This is a genomic window from Desulfuromonas sp. (assembly GCF_002868845.1).
GTDB lineage: Bacteria > Desulfobacterota > Desulfuromonadia > Desulfuromonadales > BM501 > BM501.
In genome coordinates, this window is record NZ_PKUB01000053.1 from 19,741 (window position 1) to 39,131 (window position 19,391).

The 19,391-nt window shown below is 59.5% G+C and carries 13 protein-coding genes; 2 read left to right on the forward strand and 11 right to left on the reverse strand.

Annotated features, from left to right (window positions below; translation table 11 throughout):
- Positions 1 to 9: 9 nt before the first annotated feature.
- The 5 genes from C0617_RS16225 to C0617_RS16245 form a co-directional block, all read right to left on the reverse strand.
- Positions 10 to 2,430, reverse strand: coding sequence for a WD40 repeat domain-containing protein (locus C0617_RS16225; RefSeq protein ID WP_291318079.1), 2,421 nt, complete (start codon positions 2,428 to 2,430; stop codon positions 10 to 12).
- A 66-nt stretch (positions 2,431 to 2,496) separates the two neighbouring features.
- Positions 2,497 to 3,798, reverse strand: coding sequence for a hypothetical protein (locus tag C0617_RS16230; RefSeq protein ID WP_291318080.1), 1,302 nt, complete (start codon positions 3,796 to 3,798; stop codon positions 2,497 to 2,499).
- 220 nt (positions 3,799 to 4,018) lie between these two features.
- Complete coding sequence (locus C0617_RS16235; protein ID WP_291318081.1) at positions 4,019 to 6,676, reverse strand: valine--tRNA ligase; 2,658 nt, start codon at positions 6,674 to 6,676, stop codon at positions 4,019 to 4,021.
- 142 nt (positions 6,677 to 6,818) lie between these two features.
- Complete coding sequence (locus C0617_RS16240; protein WP_291318082.1) at positions 6,819 to 8,597, reverse strand: response regulator; 1,779 nt, start codon at positions 8,595 to 8,597, stop codon at positions 6,819 to 6,821.
- A 286-nt stretch (positions 8,598 to 8,883) separates the two neighbouring features.
- Positions 8,884 to 9,921 carry a deoxyguanosinetriphosphate triphosphohydrolase gene (locus tag C0617_RS16245; protein WP_291318083.1) on the reverse strand — a complete coding sequence of 346 codons (1,038 nt, stop codon included), beginning with the start codon at positions 9,919 to 9,921 and terminating at the stop codon, positions 8,884 to 8,886.
- Positions 9,922 to 10,299: 378 nt separating this feature from the next.
- On the opposite strand from C0617_RS16245, the gene C0617_RS16250 reads away from it, so the two are divergent.
- Together C0617_RS16250 and C0617_RS16255 are read left to right on the forward strand one after the other, a co-directional pair.
- Positions 10,300 to 10,737 (forward strand): MucR family transcriptional regulator, encoded by a 438-nt coding sequence (locus C0617_RS16250; RefSeq protein ID WP_291318084.1) that lies wholly within the window; start codon positions 10,300 to 10,302, stop codon positions 10,735 to 10,737.
- Positions 10,738 to 11,057: 320 nt separating this feature from the next.
- Positions 11,058 to 11,831, forward strand: coding sequence for a PilZ domain-containing protein (locus C0617_RS16255; protein WP_291318085.1), 774 nt, complete (start codon positions 11,058 to 11,060; stop codon positions 11,829 to 11,831).
- Between the two features lie 22 nt (positions 11,832 to 11,853).
- Here C0617_RS16255 and C0617_RS16260 read toward each other — a convergent pair whose 3' ends face one another.
- The 6 genes from C0617_RS16260 to C0617_RS16285 all read right to left on the reverse strand — a co-directional run bounded on the left by C0617_RS16260 (position 11,854) and on the right by C0617_RS16285 (position 19,369).
- Positions 11,854 to 13,053, reverse strand: coding sequence for a phosphopentomutase (locus C0617_RS16260; protein ID WP_291318086.1), 1,200 nt, complete (start codon positions 13,051 to 13,053; stop codon positions 11,854 to 11,856).
- The gene (gene deoC, locus C0617_RS16265) at positions 13,050 to 13,715 is read right to left on the reverse strand and encodes a deoxyribose-phosphate aldolase (RefSeq protein ID WP_291318087.1); all 666 of its coding nucleotides are present in this window, start codon (positions 13,713 to 13,715) and stop codon (positions 13,050 to 13,052) included. The genes C0617_RS16260 and deoC overlap by 4 nt, the downstream gene beginning before the upstream one ends.
- 70 nt (positions 13,716 to 13,785) lie before the next feature.
- The gene (gene argJ / locus C0617_RS16270; RefSeq protein WP_291318088.1) at positions 13,786 to 14,970 is read right to left on the reverse strand and encodes a bifunctional glutamate N-acetyltransferase/amino-acid acetyltransferase ArgJ; all 1,185 of its coding nucleotides are present in this window, start codon (positions 14,968 to 14,970) and stop codon (positions 13,786 to 13,788) included.
- A gap of 50 nt (positions 14,971 to 15,020) precedes the next feature.
- Positions 15,021 to 17,711, reverse strand: coding sequence for a preprotein translocase subunit SecA (gene secA, locus C0617_RS16275; protein ID WP_291318089.1), 2,691 nt, complete (start codon positions 17,709 to 17,711; stop codon positions 15,021 to 15,023).
- A 199-nt stretch (positions 17,712 to 17,910) separates the two neighbouring features.
- Complete coding sequence (locus tag C0617_RS16280; RefSeq protein ID WP_291318090.1) at positions 17,911 to 18,780, reverse strand: M23 family metallopeptidase; 870 nt, start codon at positions 18,778 to 18,780, stop codon at positions 17,911 to 17,913.
- A 139-nt stretch (positions 18,781 to 18,919) separates the two neighbouring features.
- The gene (locus tag C0617_RS16285) at positions 18,920 to 19,369 is read right to left on the reverse strand and encodes an N-acetyltransferase (protein WP_291318091.1); all 450 of its coding nucleotides are present in this window, start codon (positions 19,367 to 19,369) and stop codon (positions 18,920 to 18,922) included.
- Positions 19,370 to 19,391 lie beyond the last annotated feature (22 nt).

The window sequence follows — 19,391 nt, forward strand, 5'->3', positions numbered from 1 at the left end:
TCGTAAGGGCTATTTCTCAACATGCCAGACATAGGCGACCTTGGCCTCAAGTTTTCCCTTCGGCACTCCCTTAACCTCATGTTTCACCCGATACTCGTAGGCACTGAAAAATCCGCCAGCCTTCTCTGATACGTTGACCGTTTCGTTGGCAAAGGGGGTTTCATATTTGACCTTGAGCGGTTTTTTGGACGAGATAAACACGGTCACGGGGTTATCGAATGCGTCGTAGTAGTCATTGTCATCATATTCGAGGCTGACCGTAACGCCCTCGATATTTTCTTTGGAAAAGCGGTCGTCCCGGTCCTGGATGATCTGCGCCCTGCGGCGCTTGAGTTGCGGATGCCACTCTCGGACCAGCTCGGTTTTCAGATAGCCGTCGATCAGGGCGAGGTCGGTATTCTCCTCTTCCATGGACCGGACCAGGCCCTCGTAAAACCGCTTCGGGATCACCGTCACCGATACCGGAACGTTCACCAGGTCGGCCGGCTCCTCTTCACCGAGTTCGAACTGATACTTGTGCTTGTCGCCCGGTGCCAGCACAAAGGACTGGGGGTACGAAGAGGCGCTTTTATTTGTTTTCAATTCCCTGTAATCACCACTCTGCTTGCTCCAGGCACCGTAACTGCCGGTGACGTATCTTGAATAGGCTCCCGTCCAGTCGGACTTCATCTGCACGAGGTAATGATTTTTCGACTCGTTTTTGACTTCGCAGATCGCCTTGTAGCCGTAGACGTCCTCTTCGTGGCCGCCGCTGGAAGACGAATGTTTCTGGTTGGTGCTGTAGTTGATTGCCTCGCCGTTAATCATCATGTAGTCGTAATTGTGCGTTGTATAAGACGAAGTGGTATAGGGGACGTAACGCTCGCCGATCTTGCCGTGCTTGAAGGCTTGCCGGACGCGCAGCTGGTATTTTTCAAGGGCGTGTTCTGCATGCCTTTGTTTGAACGAAGGCACATCGACCAATAAATCAATGGGCAGCTCAAGGGCTTGCTTATAAGCCTCGCCCTCAAAAACGCTGCTCAAAAAGTAGTTTTCAACTTGACTTTTAAACTTTTTTACATCTTTGCCGCTTGGAATCTTTGTGACAGAAACATCACCATTACTATGTCCTGAAACTATCTTATCGTCCGTCGTTGCCACAGATAAAACAAAAGAGCAAGGATAGCTAAACAGCAGCTTACCGGTTTTCAAATCCCAGGTCTTAATTGTTTTATCATTACTGCCTGACACAATGCGACCATCAGAAATCGCTACTGAAGTTACCCTGTTGCTATGGCCGGCTAAAGTATGCAACAATTTTCCGTCTTGAAGATCCCAAATTTTAATTGTTTGATCTTTACTACCTGATACAATTCGCCCATCAGAGATCGCTACTGAATTCACACCGTCGCCATGACCAGCCAAAGTATGCAACAGTTTTCCGCTTTGAAGATCCCAAATTTTAATCGTTTTATCATCACTACCTGAAGCGATTCGCCCTTCACCAACAGCCACCGAGTTGATAAAAATCGCCCCTCCCCACCCATTTGTACCACGATGTCCGGCAAGATCATGTAAAAGCTTGCCACTGTTCAAATCCCAAACCATAACAGTATTTCGATCACTGTCAGAGACGATTCGACCTTCACCGGTCGCTACCGTTGTCTCATCAGTAAACAGAAGGTGCTTATGCCCAGAAAGGGACTGCAAGAGCTTGCCACTCTCTAAATCCCATATTTTGATTTTTTTATCCCAACTACCAGAAACAATTTTTCCGTCAATAATTGCAACAGCGGTAACATCCCTTTCATGCCCAGGCAGGGTATGCAAGAGCTTGCCACTCGCTAAATCCCAAATTTTAATTGTTTTGTCATCGCTACCTGATACAATCCGTCCTTCAGCGATTGCTACGGAGTTAACATGGTCGCTGTGTGCAGAAAAAACATATGGAAAAAACCCATCATAAAGGCTGACACTTTCTATCGCCTCACTTAACTCCTCAAATAATTCATATTTGAAATAGTCTTGAACTAGAACATCAAAAGGGGAGATTATTTCATTTCCAAGGGCATAGCTGATCTGCTTCTTCTTTTCCTGCTCTTCCGGAGTCAACCCACGCGCTTGGCTTTCAGAAGACGCCGGCAGTTCCCACACAGCGACATCCTCTTTTGCTGGAGACGGTGCATTTTCCGTATTTTCATCGGGCCCGCCTTCCATTTCAGCGTATGTCGGGATGTCGCCGCTTTCATATTCCAGGCAAAACAGGATTGATCCAACAAGGAGCGACGGGAGCAGAAGGCCATACACAATGGTCAACTTCAGACGGCTGCGGTTTTTCTTTACAAAAAAGAGCAACGCGTTTCTAAGCGCAACCGAAAAAAGCCCGACCAGCCACAATATGCAAACAAGTCCCAGAAGTGCTGCTAACGACAAAAAAACTACCGAATCCATCTCATTCTCCCTGAATCAGTGAGAGGCCTGTCTCAGTTGCCAAAAACACGCTCGTTGAACCGACGGCTACTCGCTGAACAGCAGCTCTTTGTATTTGGCGTTGGCCACTTTGATAAGTTCAGCCGCATCGGCGTCGTCCCTGTAGGCGCTGATGAAGGCTTCGAGGTTTACCATCGACCTTAAGGCAATCGCCGCGTCGAGCTGCGGTTTGATCTTCGCCAGTTTCTGCCGTTTGAGCTCCGCCTCTTTTTTCACCTGGGCGATGCGGCGCTTCTCGGCTTCGGCGGCACGCTGCCGCTGCTTCCGAAGCTGGATGTTCTTTGCGATCGCGGCTTCCTCCTTTTTGGCTTGCGCCAGCAGGGAGGATAGTTGATTACCGGCAGAACTTACAACACCTGACGCGGCAGGTTTCAGGTATTGCCTGCTGACCCAATACTTACCCGAATACTTTCTATTTTTCTCGGCACCTGAAAATTGCACCCATCCGCCTTTGGTTTGAAGCACATTACAGATAGTGTCTTTTTCTCCCAAGGTAAAAGCCACGCCGTGTTTTGTGCCGGGACCTTTGCGTACATTGAGTTTTGATATTGTCGGCGTAAGGCATGGGGAGGAAAAGACTTCGGAGTATTTTTCGATAAACGCTTTTAGCTCTGCAATGCTGTTTTTGTCCAAACGGTCAAAGTCGTCATCAGCAAACCCTGACAGGGATTTCAAGATGAACGGGCTGGAAGCAAGTCCTGCCGCAGGATATTTTTGAACGAACTTTTCGATGGAATCGATATCTTTCACCGCCAAGGTCAACTCTTCCAGAAGCAGGTTGTTGACATGCTGACCAACCCGGTCCACCTGATCGCTGTTTATTTTTTTATCTGTTACCCCCGCGCGAATCATATTGTAGGTTTCAACTGGTTCAAGAATTAGCAAAGCGGCAAGGAGTGGAGAAGTGACGGTATTGGCAAATATACCCCCAGCATTCGGCGTTGTTTCACTGAACAAACTTCCCTTGGGAGTGTTGTAGCCGTAGCACGTGCTGAATTTTCCAAGAGAAGAGATGGTAATGCATTCCTTCAGAGTTGTGCTGTCGGCCTTATCAACACCTACCCGTGCCAGGGTCGAAGCATTTTTTTCGTACAGTTCTTTTAATTCTTCAGTAGACACATCACCCTTCACATCCTGCACGGCGATCTTTCCATTTTCGATATCAATCAAAACAGAGAGTTCTCTCTGCCCCAAAACCTTCACAACGTTTTCACTGCGTGTGGATGATTTCAAATCGAGATCAATCTGCTCTGAAACAGGGGCGGCACACCCGGAAAATAAACATGCCGACACGATGCACAAAACGATGCAAAACACTTTTGTCCTCACCACAACCTCCTTGCGTTAAGCCAACAAACCGAATTCAATACCGAACCGTCGGGACCGATATCGATCCCGGGGATATTAGATTCAAACCATTTCAGAAAGATCTGCTTTACCCACAAGCAGTCGAAAAGACGGGAAGGCTTCACGAAGCCTTTTCCGCAAAGCCAACACTCCGCACAATAAAAAAGGCCAGGGCAGCGATGCCCTGGCCTTTCGTCCATCCTTATTTCAGCGCCTGTATTTTCTCCAGGCTCTGCTGCAATATCCCGAGCTTCTCCTCGGCATCCTTCAGTTTACCCCGGTCCTTTTCGAGGACATGGGCCGGCGCGTTGGCGACGAACTTTTCGTTTGAGAGCTTCTTGGTGAACATCGCCACGTCCTTCTCGACCTTGGCGATCTCCTTGAGCAGCCGCTTCTCCTCCTCATCGACATTGATCAGCCCCGCCAGCGGCAGCAGAATCTCGACGTCCCCTGCGACCTGGGTCGCCGCCTGGCCGGGGCGTTCGACGCCGACGCCGCTGTTCATCTCCTCGACCCTTGCCAGGGTGCGGATGTAACCCTCTCCCGCTGAGACGACAGCAAGGGATGAATCGCTGCGGCAGTCGAGGACGGCGGCGATCTTCTTGCTCGGAGGCACGTCCATCTCGCCGCGGATGTTGCGGATCCCCCGGATGATCTCCATGACCAGTTCCATCTGAGCGGCGCCCTCGGCGTCAACGGGGACGGCGCCGGCAGCCGGGTAGGCGGCCTGCATGATCGAGGCGCAGGGGCGCGCGCCGGGCAGCGCCTGCCAGATCTCCTCGGTGACAAAGGGCATGATGGGATGGAGCAGGCGCAGCAGGCTCTCGAGGACGGCGTAGAGGACCGCCTGGGCGCGGGCCTTGACCGCCGGGTCGTCGCCGTAAAGGTCGTCCTTGACGAGCTCGATGTACCAGTCGCAGAACTCGTGCCAGGTAAAGGCGTAGAGGGTGTTAGCGGCGTCGTTGTACTTGTATTCCTCCAGCGCCCTGCCGGTCGCCTCGGTCGCCTCGGCGAAGCGCGTAAGAATCCAGCGGTCGGCCAGGGACAGCTCGTACTTTCCGAGGTCGATCCCCTCGGGGTCGAAGTCCTCGAGGTTCATCAGGGCGAAGCGGCTGGCGTTCCAGAGCTTGTTGGTGAAGTTGCGGTAGCCGGCAATGCGGTCGGTGGAGAGCTTGATGTCGCGGCCCATTGCGGCGAAGGCCGCGAGGGTGAAGCGGAAGGCGTCGGTGCCGTACTCCTCGATGACGGTCAGGGGATCGATGACGTTCCCCTTGCTCTTGCTCATCTTCTGCCCCTGGGCGTCGCGCACCAGGGCGTGGATGTAGACCTCCTTGAAGGGGACCTCGCCCATGAACTTGAGCCCCATCATCATCATCCGGGCGACCCAGAAGAAGAGGATGTCGAAGCCGGTGACGAGGCAGCTCGTCGGGTAGAATTTCTTGAGGGTCTCGGTGGTGTCGGGCCAGCCCATGGTCGAGAAGGGCCAAAGCGCCGAGGAGAACCAGGTATCGAGGACGTCGGTCTCCTGGCGGAGGTTCTTCGAGCCGCAGCCGCCGCAGGCCGAGGCGTCCTCCTTGGAGACGGTGATGTGGTCGCAGTCGTCGCAGAACCAGGCGGGGATGCGATGCCCCCACCAGATCTGTCGGCTGATGCACCAGTCCTGGATGTTGTACATCCACTCGTAGTAGGTCTTCTCCCACTGGGCCGGGACGATCTTGGTCCGGCCCGTCTCGACCGCCGCGATCGCCTCTTTGGCGAGGGGTTTCACATCGACGTACCACTGCTTGCTCATGTACGGCTCGATGACCGTGCGGCAGCGGTAGCACTCGCCGACGGCGTTGCCGTAGTCCTCTATCTTCTCGAGCAGCCCCTGCTCCTCGAGGTCGGCGACGACGTTGGCCCGCGCCTCGTAGCGCTCCTGGCCGCAGTAGGGGCCGCCGTTCTCGTTGACGTTGCCCGACTCGTCGAGGAGGTTGATGACCTCGAGGTCGTGGCGTTTGCCGATCTCGAAATCATTGAAGTCGTGAGCCGGGGTGATCTTCACCGCGCCGCTGCCGAACTCCTTGTCGACGTACTCGTCGGCGATGATGGGGATCTTCCGGTTCACCAGCGGCAGCAGGACCGTCTTGCCGATCAGGTCGGCGTAGCGCTCGTCCAAGGGGTTGACGGCGACGGCGGTGTCGCCGAGCATCGTCTCGGGGCGGGTGGTGGCGACGACGAGGTAGCGGTCGGTCCCCTCCACGGGGTAGCGCAGGTGCCAGAGGTGCCCCTTCTTCTCCTCGTGCTCGACCTCGAGGTCGGAGAGGGCCGTGTGGCAGCGGGGGCACCAGTTGATGAGGCGGTTGGCGCGGTAGATCAGGCCGTCCTCGAAAAGGCGGACGAAGACCTCGCGGACCGCCTTCGACAGCCCCTCGTCCATGGTGAACCGCTCCCGCTCCCAGTCGCAGGAAGCGCCAAGGCGCTTGAGCTGGTTGATGATCTGCCCACCCGACTCCTCGCGCCATTGCCAGACCCGCTCGACGAACTTTTCCCGGCCGATAGCGTGGCGGTCAATGCCGTCGGCGGCCAGCTGCTTCTCCACTACGTTCTGGGTGGCAATACCGGCGTGGTCCGTCCCGGGCATCCACAGCACCTCGTGGCCGGACATCCGTTTCCAGCGACAGAGGATGTCCTGCAGGGTGTTGTTGAGGGCGTGGCCCATGTGGAGCACGCCGGTCACGTTGGGCGGCGGGATGACAATGGAATAGTGGTCCTTGGGCGAATCGGGATCGGCATGAAACTGCCCCTGCTGTTCCCAGGTTCCATACCATTTGGCTTCGACGTCGCGGGGTTCGTACCCCTTGGGAAGCTTCGGTTCCATGGACAAAGCATCATTCCGGCAAAAATATTGGTTCGACTGAGAGAGGAGCGTTTTCAGCCCCCGAAAAAGGAAACGGGGATTGTATCAATCCCCGTTTCATCCGTCAATAGTGCCAAGCCCCCCCACGGGGGGGGACCGGTGATTACTCGGCCCCTTCCTTGATCTTGCGAATCTCCTCGTTGATCAGGTTCTCGGCGAGATCGGGGACCACCTCCCAGGCGACCTTTTCCAAAATGACGCTGGCCAGCCGCTCGATGACCGAGTTAACGACCTTTTCCACGACCCGGGCAAGATCTTCCTCCGAAAGGGAGCGGGCACGCTCCTCAACTTCGGCGGCGTCGGCGATGATGGCCGCCCCCGTCAACCCTGCTGCCGCGGCGGCGGCCGCCGGCGCAAGGGAGGGTTCTGTTTCAGGTTCGGACTGGGCCCAATCCTCCTCGGCCAAAGCAGGCTCGGCCGACTCCTCGGCATCCAACCCTGCGGCCGCAAGAAGGTCATCCTCCGGCTCGGCGAAGAAGGCCTCGTCGTCCTGCGCGGATGTCTCGAAGCCGCCGAATCCGCCCTCTTCGAGCGGGGCCTCGACCGTCGCGGCCAGCGATTCAGGCTCCTGCCCGGCGCCAGGCTCCTCTTCCGCAACAGCTATCTCCAACTCATCGAAACCGGCCGTCGTCGGCCCGAAGGCCTCTTCAGCCTCAAAGGCCTCTTCAGCCTCAAAGGCCTCTTCAGGCTCAAAGGCCTCTTCGGCGGCGAAGGACTCCGGGGAAAACCCTACCGGCTGAGAAGCGGGCTCGGCAATCACTTCCTCCTCGGGAAGAGCTTCCTCGAAAGCGGACACCTCAGCGCCCCCGGCCAGGAGGTCCTCCTCGAAAGCGAGGTCCTCTTCCTCGAGGATGTCGCATTCGTCGAGTTCGAGAATCTCCTCGTCCTCTTCAAGGTCCAGGATCTCTTCATCCTCTTCGAAGGAGACCGCTTCGCCCTCGGGAAAGATCTCTTCCGCGCCCTCGGCAGGAAGGGATTCTCCAAAAACGTAATCATCGCCGGTGTTCTCGAAACCGGGGGGTTCGTGCGAGGCCTCTTCGGCCCCGAGGAAGGTTTCCTCGACGCCGGACCAGGGCTCCTCGGCAGGGGCGGCAGACGGCTCCTCAGCGAAATCAGCTTCGAAAAGGAAGTCCTCTTCGGCCCCGGGTCCGGCTTCGGCAGAAAGCTCTTCGCCCGGGGGAAATTCTTCTTCCACTGCCCCCCAGATGTCTTCGACAGGGGGCTCCTCAGCGACCGGTTCCTCGGCTTCTTCCTCCAGAGAGACGCCCCCCCAGACATCCTCCTCGATCCCGAGCGCCGGGGCCTCATCGGCGGGCGCCTCCTCTTCCCACTCGCCGAGGGGAATCTCCTCCTCGGCGGGCGCCTCGACCTGACCTGCGCCTGCTGCGGCGGCTGCGGCCACGGCCAGAGCCGGTGCCACCTCCGGGGCGGGTTCCACGGCCGGGGCCGAAGCGAGGGGCCTCTCCGCCGCGACCACCGGGGCAGGGGCGGGCTCGACCAGCGCAGGCTCCGGCGCTTTGGCGAGAAGCTCCTCTACCCGATCGATCAGGGCCTGGGACTCGAAAGGCTTGACTATCCAGCTGTCGGCGCCGACGTTTCGGGCGCGGTTCTCATCAAAAGGCTCGAAGGTCCCGGTGAGGAGCAGAACGGGCACCGCGGCAAGGGCGGGATCCTGCTTGACATCGGAGCAAAGCTCATAACCGTTCTTCCCCGGCATGTGCACGTCCGCCACGATCAGATCGGGATGTTCCAGGCGGGCCTTTTCCAGGGCGGTCGCACCGTTATCCACCACTGTCAGATCGTAGTCCTCCTGGGCAAAAGTAATCCCTACGACCTTTTGGATGGTGATACTGTCGTCGGCCAACAGCAGTTTCTTGCTCATCCGAGCCTCCTTGAGGTTCACCGTGTCCAGGCCGCCCGATGTCAAAGGGCGTCCCCCCTTCCTTCAGCGTCCTGGGACGCTGCGCCTCTTTCGCCCCGGGTCTTCTGAAACGCATGGGCATGGCGCATCTTTTTCCACCCCGGGGATGGGACCGGGGGCCTCCGGCCAGCGATAAAAACTACACCTTTGGTCGGGGTAAAAAGCCAACACAAATAGGCAGAAACCGTATCACACCCGCCTTCGGGTGTCAACACAACAACCGGGAAATTCAAGGAGTTAGCCCCCCTTACAGGCTCTTCCACGGTTGCGGCAAAAACAGCTGCTGATACAGCTTGAGAGCTAACCGGTCGGTCATCCCGGCAATGAAGTCGGCGACCGACACGCTCAGCGGATCGCCTGCCAGACGGCGGCCGCCATGGGCCCGAAGGGCCTTCTCGTCCGTAAAAAACTGAAAAAGCTCCCGAAGCATGCGGGAAGCCTTCATAAACTCGCAGTCTACCGACTCCTCCCGGTAGACGTGTTCGAACAGCCAGTCCCTCAGATCCTCGACCGCCCCGACGACCCCGTCCGAGAGAAGGATTTCACGCCCCTCCGCTGCCATCGACGTCTCGATCATGTCCCGAACCAGGGTGTCGATGCGACGGGCCGACCTCCCCCCGAGCGCGGCAAGAAGGTGTTCCGGAATATCCCGGCTCGACACGAGCCCGGCCCGCCGAGCGTCGTCAAGGTCGTGATTGACATAGGCGATGATATCGGCAAGACGCACCACGCGCCCCTCGAGGGTCGAGGCGAGCACCGAGGGGTCGTCGCTGAGGATGGGCCCCCGCCCCTTGGAATGTTTCAGGATCCCGTCGCGCACCTCGGCGGTGAGGTTCAAACCCTGCCCGTCCTTCTCCAACTTATCCACCACCCGGAGACTTTGCCGCACATGGTGGAACCCCCCCGGGACGAATTCGGCAAGGACGCGCTCTCCGGCATGGCCGAAGGGGGTGTGCCCCAGATCGTGACCAAGGGCGATGGCTTCGGTCAGGTCCTCGTTGAGCGACAAAGCACGGGCGACGGTGCGGGCAATCTGGGAGACCTCGAGGGTATGGGTCAACCGCGTCCGGTAATGGTCCCCCTCGGGGGAGAGAAACACCTGGGTCTTGTGCTTGAGGCGGCGGAAGGACTTGCTGTGCAGAATGCGGTCCCGGTCAAGTTGAAAAGCCGTCCGCACCGGACAAGGCTCTTCGGGAAGACGGCGACCGGCACTCTGTGCACTCATGCAGGCATAAGGGGACAGGATCTGAACTTCACGTTGTTCAAGTTGGTTTCGCACATTCATTTCCGATGGCTCCAAAATGCCGTTGCGCGCGCACCCCTTCTATACCTTACGAAGACGGCTCTTGCAAATAAATTCAGGATGCCTGAACCTTTCAAACCACAAGAAAGGAAACCCGTCCGCCCTCAAGCCTGGCAAGAAATTCAAAACAACGTTCGAACAATGCTTCCTGTCCGGATGATGACCCAGGAAACACTTAAAACCCTCTTAACTCTTTACGGGCGGACAACCACATCAAAGCATCAACAACTTAAACCTTTCCACCGTTGACGTAAGGACTTCTTTTCTGACTTTGTTTTTTTCTTGATTTTAAATATAAATATTGTATTAGTAGTCCTGTTCTTCAAAATCACTCTTACATCATCCTCGAGGAGGTAAAACATGTCGACTCTACTCGAAATGACGGCCGAAATCGTTGCCGCCCACGCTTCTATTACCCCGTTGACCAAAGAAGATCTGATCGCGGAGTTGTCCGACGTCCACGAGGCACTGGTTGCTCTGGACAAAGGAGAGCATGTGGCCACCGAAGCGGCCGAAGAGGCAACCGCCGCCCCGGCCGTCTCGCTCAAGAAGGCCTTTGGCAAGGACAAGGTCATCTGCATGATCTGCGGCAAGGAGATGAAGACCCTGGCCCGCCACCTGAAGACCTCCCACGACATGAAGCCCGGCGAATACCGCAAGCGGTTCGACATCCCCCGCACCCAGCCTCTGGCTGCCCGCACCTACTCGGAGAGCCGGCGGCAGATGGCCGTGGAACGCGGCCTCGGTGAGAACCTGGCCAAAGCCCGTGCCGCCCGGGCAAAGAACAAAAAGAAATAATCGTACCCTCACCTGTCGCCATCAAAAAAGCGTCCGATGCGGGCGCTTTTTTGATGCTCGGGGACCGGTCCGGCACTCATTCTCAAGGAACTGCCACGCGACGCCCCCGCCTTGCGCTCCGCCTTATCCACCGAATGGCCGAGCAGACCGACCGCCTCCCGTCCCCTTCAACCCGTTGGAGCCGAAACAGTTCATTCGACTGTCTTGCGCCGGTCGGCGCCCTCGGAACATGGGGGGGCTTTCATGGGGTTTTTTCTTGACCGGCAGCCTCCCCTTCCTCCATAAATAGGGAAAAAACAGAGAGGCGGGTTTACAGAGGCATGAAACGAATTCTGATCTGCGACAAGCGAGAGAAACTCCTCTCCACCCTGGAGGTCATCCTCAAGCATTGGGGATACAGGGCCCTTGCCACCTCCAGACCGGATGAACTCTCGGCCTTTCTTCGGGAGAGCTCCCTTGACCTGCTGCTGCTCGGCTCGACCTTTCTGGCCGACGGCAGCCAAGCCCTCCGCGATACGTTGGCCTGCAGGCTCACCGACACGGGCTGTCCCCTCATCGTCCTGCAGGAGGATTCCACCTGCCCCGAGCTCGAACTGCCCTACGAAACCCTGTCAGTCCCGCTGAATATCTTCGCCCTGTTCGAGTTCACCCAGAAACATCTGGAAAAAATCCCCCGCCGCAACTTGCGCCTTGAAACCAAGCTGCCCGGAATGCTCTGCCAGGGTGAAACCTCTCACTTGGCGGAAGTGCTGAGCCTCAGCGCCCACGGCCTGTTTATCAAGACCGCCTCACGCCTCGAGAAAGAGGACCGGTTAAAGGTGACCTTCCCCCTGATCGGAATGAAAAAGGAGCTGGAAATCGACGGACGGGAACTGTACCGGGTCCAGCCCGGACCCGAGAACAACTACCTTCAGGGCATCGGCATCGAGTTCAACGAGATGGGCGAGGAGGCCCTCCGGGACCTTGAGGCCTTCATCCAAAGCCGTTTCCTGGGGGAAGTCTCGGAAAGCCCCAGGGGTCACCAGGGGCTGGATCAGGGCCAGATCCACGGGGAAGTCAGCAAGGCTTCCCTGCGCCTGGTCTGGGAGAAGTAGACCTCACCCTCCGCCCCTCCCGTCACCCCCGCCCCTGCGCCGGGGGCAAAAGCTCCGGCAGAAAACTCTCCCCCGCAGAAGACGCCACTGAAAAGACAGCAGCCAAGGTAGCCGCCACGTCGGCGAAGCTGCCCCTGGTCCCGAGACTGACCCCGGCCCCGAGCCGGCGATGCCAGGCGAGCAGGGGAACGTATTCCCGGGTATGGTCCGTCCCAGGGGTGGTCGGGTCGCAGCCGTGATCGGCGGTGATCAGCAAAAGGTCGGTTTCTCCAAGCGCTTTGAGAAGCCTTGGCAGCCAGCGGTCGAACTCCCGCAGGGTAGCGCCGAAACCTGCGGGATCACGACGGTGACCGTACAGCATGTCGAAATCGACCAGGTTGGTAAAGACGAGCCCCTTGTCGAGCCCGGCAAGGGCTCCCAGGGTTCGGGCCATGCCATCGGCGTTGCTTTCCGTGTAGATCGACTCACTCACCCCTTTGCCGGCGAAAATATCCCCGATCTTGCCCACTCCGATCACGGGAAGTCCGTTTTGTTGCAGGTTATCAAGAAGGGTCGGCGAGGTGGGCGGCATGGAGAAATCATGGCGCCGGGGGGTGCGATGAAAATCGGTGGCCCCCCGCCCGGCGAAGGGCCGGGCGATCACCCGGGCGATCCCCCAGGGGTCGAGAATGCGGCGGGCCGTGCGGCAGATCCGGTAGAGGCGGTCGACGGGGATGACCTCCTCGTGGGCGGCGATTTGAAACACCGAGTCGGCGCTGGTGTACACAATCGGGCGGCCGGTTCGAAGGTGTTCTTCCCCGAGCCTGCGAATAATCTCGGTCCCGCTGGCCGCGATGTTGCCAAGGGGCTCCAGCCCCGTCTCCCGGCTGAAGGCGGCGATGACCTCCTTTGGGAAGCCGTGCGGATAGGTCGGGAAGGGAAGGTCCCGGACGACCCCTGCGAGCTCCCAGTGACCGGTGGTGGTGTCCTTGCCGGCCGAGCGCTCCCGCATCTTGCCGTACCCGGCCGCGGGTCGCGCCGCAGCCGGGACACCGGGCAGGGGCAGGATATTGCCGAGACCAAGCCTCTGCAGGGTGGGCAGGTCGAGGCCGCCGCAGACCTCCGCCACGTGCAGCAGGGTACTTGCCTCGGCGTCTCCGTATTGAGCCGCATCGGGAAGGGCCCCGGCCCCCACACCGTCCAGAGTGATCAGCACCGCCCGGCGAAAGCCCGGGAAGCTCACACCCCCTCCGCCCGCCGCCACTGCTCGAGAATGGCCGCCCCCGAACGGGTGCCGATGCGGGTGGCGCCCGCCTCCAGAAAGGCCCGGCACTCTTCCCAACTGCGGATTCCCCCGGCCGCCTTGACCCCGATGCGCCCGGCGGCGGTCCCGGCCAGCAGGCGCACATCGTCGAGGGTCGCCCCGCCGCTGCCGAAGCCGGTCGACGTCTTGACATAGGCGGCCCCGGCGCGAACCACCCGCTCGGTGAGGGAAACCTTGAGAGGATCCGTCAGGCGGCAGCACTCGAGGATCACCTTGACGCGCCCCTCCGGGGCGGCCTCGACCACCTTGCGGATTTCACCCTCCACCCGGTCGAGGTCCCCCGCAAGGGCTGCCCCCAGGTGGATCACCATGTCGATCTCCGCAGCGCCGGCGGCGGCGGCTCTGGAAGCGGCATAGGCCTTGGTCTCCGGGCAGTCGTAGCCGAGGGGAAACCCGACGACCGTCGCCACGGCAACCTCCGAACCGTACAGCCGGTTGGCGGCGAGGGAAACATAGGCCGGCGGGATGCAGACCGCGGCAAACCCGAACTCCACCGCCTCCTCGCACAACATGCGGATCTGGTCGGCGGTTGCCTCGGGTTTTAGCAGGGTATGGTCGATATTGCGGGCTGGAGAATTCATGGTCGAGACGCGGCAATTCAGATTTCAGAAGTCAGTCTGTTGAATAACACAACCAAGTGGCTCCTGCATATCAGGTCCGGTAGTCGGCGTTGATTTTGATGTAGTCGTAAGTGAGGTCTGAGGTGTAGTAGGCGGCCTCGCCGTCCCCGAGATTCAGATCGACGGTGACGGTGAATTCGGCCTGCTGAAGAACCCGGGTGGCCTGCTCCTCCAGTTCTTTTCCCGTGCCGAGCCCCTGGCGCGCCACAGGGACATCGCCGAACCGGATATCGACCCGGTCAGGATCGACATCGGCCCCGGAATATCCGACGGCCGCAATAATCCTTCCCCAGTTGGCGTCCTCCCCGAAGAAAGCGGTCTTCACCAGACTGGAGGTGGCCACGCTCCGTGCGGCCTGTCGGGCCTGAACGGCGCTCGCCGCCCCGCGGATCTGGATCGTCACAAGCTTGGTCGCCCCCTCCCCGTCCCGGACGATCATTTTCGCCAGATCGAGCAGAACCGCTCCGAGACGCTTCTCGAAATCCTCTGCCGCCGCCGTCCCGCCGCAGATCTCGGGGCCGCCGGCCATGCCGTTGGCCAGCAGCAGGACCATGTCGTTGGTGGAGGTATCACCGTCCACGGTGATGGAGTTGAAGGAGCGATCGACGCACCGGCGCAGGGCCTCGCCAAGGAACTTCTCCTCGACCCGGGCATCGGTCAGGGCGAAGCCGAGCATTGTGGCCATGTCGGGATGGATCATCCCCGCCCCCTTGGCCAAGCCGAGAATAGAATAGTCGCTCCCTCGGGAGTCGGAGAGCTTGGCGAAGGAGTCGGTGGTCATGATCGCCTCGGCCACCCCTTTGGCGCCGCCGGCTTCGAGCATCCCGGCCAGGAGGGGGACGTGCTTCTCCAGCCTTTCCATGGGCAGGGGAGCCCCAATCACCCCCGTGGACGAGACGGCCACGACGTCCTCGGAGACCCCGAGAACCCGGGCGGCCAGTTCACCGCAGCGCAGAGCGTCCTTGAGACCCTGCTCGCCGGTACAGGCGTTGGCGTTGCCGCTGTTGACCAGCACCGCCTGGCAGGTGCCCCCCTTGATGCGCGGAGCGGTGACCACCACGGGAGCCGCCACCACCTTGTTGGCGGTGAAGACTCCGGCGCAGCGGGCCGGCACCTCGGAATAGATCAGCGCCAGGTAGAGCTTGCCCGGTTTCTTGATGCCGGCGGCCCGGGCGGCGAACTTGAACCCTTTTATTCCCTTGATTTCTTTGCCCATCGTTATCCATCCCCGGACTTAATAAGTCCCCATCGGCAAGACCGCCATTGCTAGCGGCCACAGCATTTTTTATATTTTTTCCCGCTGCCGCAGGAGCAGGGGTCGTTGCGTCCGACCTTGTCTTCCTCACGGGTCGCAGGCGTCTTGGCCTGGTCCTCCCCCCCCGCGCGGTTGAGTACGATGCGCCGCTTGCGCTGCTCTTCCTCCATCCGGGAGACGTCATCCTCGCGCGCCAGCTGGATGCGGAACAGCTTCTGAAGGACCTCCTGGCGGATGCGTCCCATCATGTCCATGAAGAGGGCGTAGGCCTCCCGCTTGTACTCCTCCTTGGGGTTCTTCTGGCCGTAGCCGCGCAGGCCGATCCCCTCCTTGAGGTGGTCGACGGAGAGAAGGTGATCCTTCCACTGGGAATCGATGGCCTGCAGCAGCAGAACCTTCATCAGGTGCTCCATGACCGGCGAGGTGAACTCCTCCTCCTTTTCGGCCAGGCGGGCCCTGGCCTGATCCCGTATCTGCTCTTCGAGAACGGACGAGCTCAGCCCCTGGACTCCGGGGTCGTGCAGTTCGGGGTGGAAGTAGAACTGGGTGAAAAAATCTTCCTGAAGGCTGTCCCAGTTCCACTCCGCCGGCGGAGTCTTCTCCGGACAGAATGTTGCGACCATGTCTTCGGCGGTCTCCCCGAGGATGCCTTCGATGGTCTCGCGGATATTCTCCCCGCCGAGCACCTCCCTGCGCTGAACATAGATCACCTCGCGCTGCCGATTCATGACGTCGTCGTACTCGAGCAGGTGCTTGCGGATCTCGAAGTTGTGGCCCTCCACCTTCTTCTGGGCGTTCTCGATCGCCTTGGAAATGATGCCGTGCTCGATCGGCTCGTTCTCCGGGATCTTGAGCTTGTCCATCACGAAGGCCACCCGCTGCGAACCGAAGATCCGCAGCAGGTCGTCCTCCAGGGACAGGTAAAAACGGCTCTCCCCGGGGTCTCCCTGCCGCCCGCTGCGCCCGCGCAGCTGGTTGTCGATGCGCCGCGACTCGTGACGCTCGGTCCCGAGAATAAAGAGTCCGCCCGCATCGAGCACCTCCTGCCTCTCCCCGGCGCAGGCCTCCTGGTACTTGGCGGCCAGCTCGGCGAAGGCGGCTTCGGGATCCTCCGCTGTGGCCGCCTCGCGTCGGGCCATCATTTCGGGGTTGCCTCCGAGGACGATATCGGTGCCGCGGCCGGCCATGTTGGTGGCGATGGTCACCGAGCCCTTGCGCCCCGCCTGAGCGACGATTTCGGCCTCCCGCTCGTGATGCTTGGCATTGAGCACATTGTGCGGTACGCCGCGCTTCTTGAGCATGTCAGAGAGAAGCTCAGAGTCTTCGATGGAGATGGTTCCGACAAGGACAGGTTGGCCAGACTGGTGGCTCTCGACGATGTCTTCGATAACCGCCTTGAACTTCTCTTTTTCCGTCTTGTAAATGACATCGGCCTGGTCCTTGCGGATCATCGGCCGATTGGTGGGTATGACCACCACCTCCAGTTTGTAGATCTCGGCGAATTCGGAAGCCTCGGTGTCGGCGGTCCCTGTCATCCCCGACAGTTTTTCGTACATCCGGAAATAGTTCTGAAAGGTAATGGTCGCCAGGGTCTGGTTTTCGCTCTCGATCCGAACACCCTCTTTGGCCTCCACCGCCTGGTGCAGTCCGTCGCTCCAGCGCCGGCCCGGCATCAGACGCCCGGTGAACTCGTCGACGATCATGACCTCGCCGTCCTTGACCACGTAGTCAACGTCCCGCTTGAAGAGGGCGTGGGCCTTGAGGGCCTGGTTGACGTGATGAAGGGTCTCGATGTTGCGCGGCTCGTAAAGGTTCTCCACCCCGAGGAGCTTCTCGACCCTGGCCACCCCGTCCTCGGTGAGGGCGGCGCTCTTGCCCTTCTCGTCAACAGTGAAGTCGCCGGTAAACTCCCGCATCGTCTGGCCGATCTTGCCGTCCCGGTGCTCGATCATCTCCCCCTTCTTCAACATGGGAATGACCCGGTTCACCGAGGTGTACAGCTCGCCGGAGGTCTCGCTCGGACCGGAAATGATCAGGGGGGTTCGGGCCTCGTCGATAAGAATGGAATCGACCTCGTCGACGATGGCGTAGTGATGGGGCCGCTGGACGTAATCGGCCAGGGCGAACTTCATGTTGTCACGCAGGTAGTCGAAACCGAATTCGTTGTTGGTGCCGTAGGTGACGTCGCACCCGTAGGCCTCCTGACGCTGAGCGTCGGTGAGACCGTGCACGATGCATCCGACGGAGAGTCCCAGGAAACGGTGAACCTGCCCCATCCATTCCGAGTCGCGGCGTGCCAGATAGTCGTTGACCGTGATGACGTGAACGCCCTTGCCGGTCAGGGCGTTCAGGTAGCAGGGCAGAGTGGCGACCAGGGTCTTACCCTCGCCGGTCTTCATCTCGGCGATCTTGCCGCCGTGCAGGACCATGCCACCGATGAGCTGGGCATCGAAATGACGCATCCCCAGCACCCGCTTGCCCGCCTCACGCACCACGGCGAATGCCTCGGGAAGCAGATCGTCGAGGCTCTCCCCTTGCTGGTGGCGCCCGCGAAACTCGGCGGTTTTGGCGGCCAGGGCCTGATCGGACAGGGTAGCGATCTCCCCCTCCAAGGCGTTGATTCTCTCTACGACAGGCTGCATCCGCTTGAGCTCGCGCTCATTCTTGCTGCCAACGATCTTTCTCACCAGGGAACCGATCATTATAAGACTCCGTCAAGGTCTTGCCTGAATGAAATGTTTTGGGGCGCCGGGGGCAGAGATTTTCGCGGCCCGGCAAAGGTAGGAATTTTATCATAAGGGCCGCCTTGCCCACAAGGAAGAAAGGCCGTTTCAACACGTCCGGAGGAGAACAAAAAAAATCCCCGGCAGGGCCGGGGATTTTTTTCTGAACTATTTGATATCAAAGATACTTTTTGGGGTTGAGCGGAACGCCGTTGAGATGGACTTCGTAGTGCAGATGGGGACCGGTAGAACGACCGGTATTGCCGACGGCTGCAATCTTGTCCCCCCGCTTCAACCGCTGGCCGACCTGGACGAAAATCTTGGAGTTGTGGCCGTAGTAGGTCTTGTACCCGTAACCGTGCTCGACGACCACCAGCTTTCCATACCCCGACCTGGTCCCGGCCTGGCTGACTATGCCGTCGGCTGTGGCATAGATAGGGGTTCCGGTGCGGGCCGCGATATCGAGCCCCTCGTGCATTTTGCGCTTGCCGGTAAAGGGCGAACGCCGCATGCCAAAAGATGAGGTCATCCATCCCTTGACCGGCCATCCGACCGGCTTGGCCGCGAGCAGGGAACTCTGATCGTTGAGAACTCCGCGGATCTCCTCCTGGCTCTCGCGCCGCAGGTCGATGGCCCGCCGCACGTCGTCAATCTGCTGCTGAAGGTGGGAGAACTCGGCCACCGCGTCCGCTTCCGGGGGACCGCCAACGCCGGTCAGGCTATCCCCCTTGGGGCGGGTGAGCTGGGCCATAACCCGCACCTTGGCGTCATTTTGCGCAAGGACGACCATCTCCTGTCGGAGATCTTCGACCTTGGCGGCAAGTCGATGCAGATCCTGCTCCTGGGAACGGTTATGCACCCGCAGGTACTCCAACTCACCCCGGTCGACTCGCACGCGCAGGTAGTCGGCGACGAGCAGGCAGCCTCCGAGGACCAGAGCAACCCCCGCGACCGCGATGGCCTTCACCAAGGTGCGCTGAAGGCTGAAGCGGCGGACCCGATGGGATCCCTCCGGAATAATGAGAACGGTGAACTTCCGTGCTGGCAAGCGGCCCTCCTTGAGCAGGCGGAAAAACGAGGCAAAGGGAGATTTATTAAACAAGCTGGCCCCTTCTGTCAACCCCCTGGCCTTAGTCGCTAGAAAAATCGGGCGTTTAGGCCTTTGCAGCCCGGCCGGGGCGCCCCTCTCACAGCTCGATACTCATGGCGATCTCGTCACACTCGGGGAACTTGGCGCATTTCATACAGTCCCCCCAGATTTTGTGCGGCAACTCCGACTTTTCGATCAGCCCGAATCCAAGCTTTTCGAAAAAACCGGGCTTGTAGGTCAGGGCGAAGACCCGCTTCAGTCCCAACTGGCGGGCCTCGTCCAGGCAGATCTCAACAAGTTGGCGCCCGATCCCCCGCGACCCGCTATCGGGTGCCACGGCCAGGGAGCGCACCTCAGCGAGGTCCTCCCAGCAGATGTGAAGGCAGACCGTGCCAAGGACGACACCGTCTTCCTCGAAAACATAAAAATCACGAATGAATTCAAAGAGCTCCGGCAGGGAGCGGGGAAGCATCAGTCCATCCCTGGCGTAATCGACCAGAAGCTTGTGGATGGCCCTGGCGTCGGGAATACGAGCCTTGCGGATCATGGCGCGACCTCTGTCTTCATGC

Excerpts from the sequence above, each read along its gene's own strand:
- C0617_RS16225 (WP_291318079.1), bottom strand. The coding sequence starts at position 2,430 with ATGGATTCGGTAGTTTTTTTGTCGTTAGCAGCACTTCTGGGACTTGTT.
- argJ (WP_291318088.1), bottom strand. The coding sequence starts at position 14,970 with ATGGGCAAAGAAATCAAGGGAATAAAAGGGTTCAAGTTCGCCGCCCGG.
- deoC (WP_291318087.1), bottom strand. The coding sequence starts at position 13,715 with ATGAATTCTCCAGCCCGCAATATCGACCATACCCTGCTAAAACCCGAG.
- C0617_RS16235 (WP_291318081.1), bottom strand. The coding sequence starts at position 6,676 with ATGGAACCGAAGCTTCCCAAGGGGTACGAACCCCGCGACGTCGAAGCC.
- C0617_RS16255 (WP_291318085.1), top strand. The coding sequence starts at position 11,058 with ATGAAACGAATTCTGATCTGCGACAAGCGAGAGAAACTCCTCTCCACC.
- C0617_RS16240 (WP_291318082.1), bottom strand. The coding sequence starts at position 8,597 with ATGAGCAAGAAACTGCTGTTGGCCGACGACAGTATCACCATCCAAAAG.
- C0617_RS16250 (WP_291318084.1), top strand. The coding sequence starts at position 10,300 with ATGTCGACTCTACTCGAAATGACGGCCGAAATCGTTGCCGCCCACGCT.
- C0617_RS16245 (WP_291318083.1), bottom strand. The coding sequence starts at position 9,921 with ATGAATGTGCGAAACCAACTTGAACAACGTGAAGTTCAGATCCTGTCC.
- secA (WP_291318089.1), bottom strand. The coding sequence starts at position 17,711 with ATGATCGGTTCCCTGGTGAGAAAGATCGTTGGCAGCAAGAATGAGCGC.
- C0617_RS16285 (WP_291318091.1), bottom strand. The coding sequence starts at position 19,369 with ATGATCCGCAAGGCTCGTATTCCCGACGCCAGGGCCATCCACAAGCTT.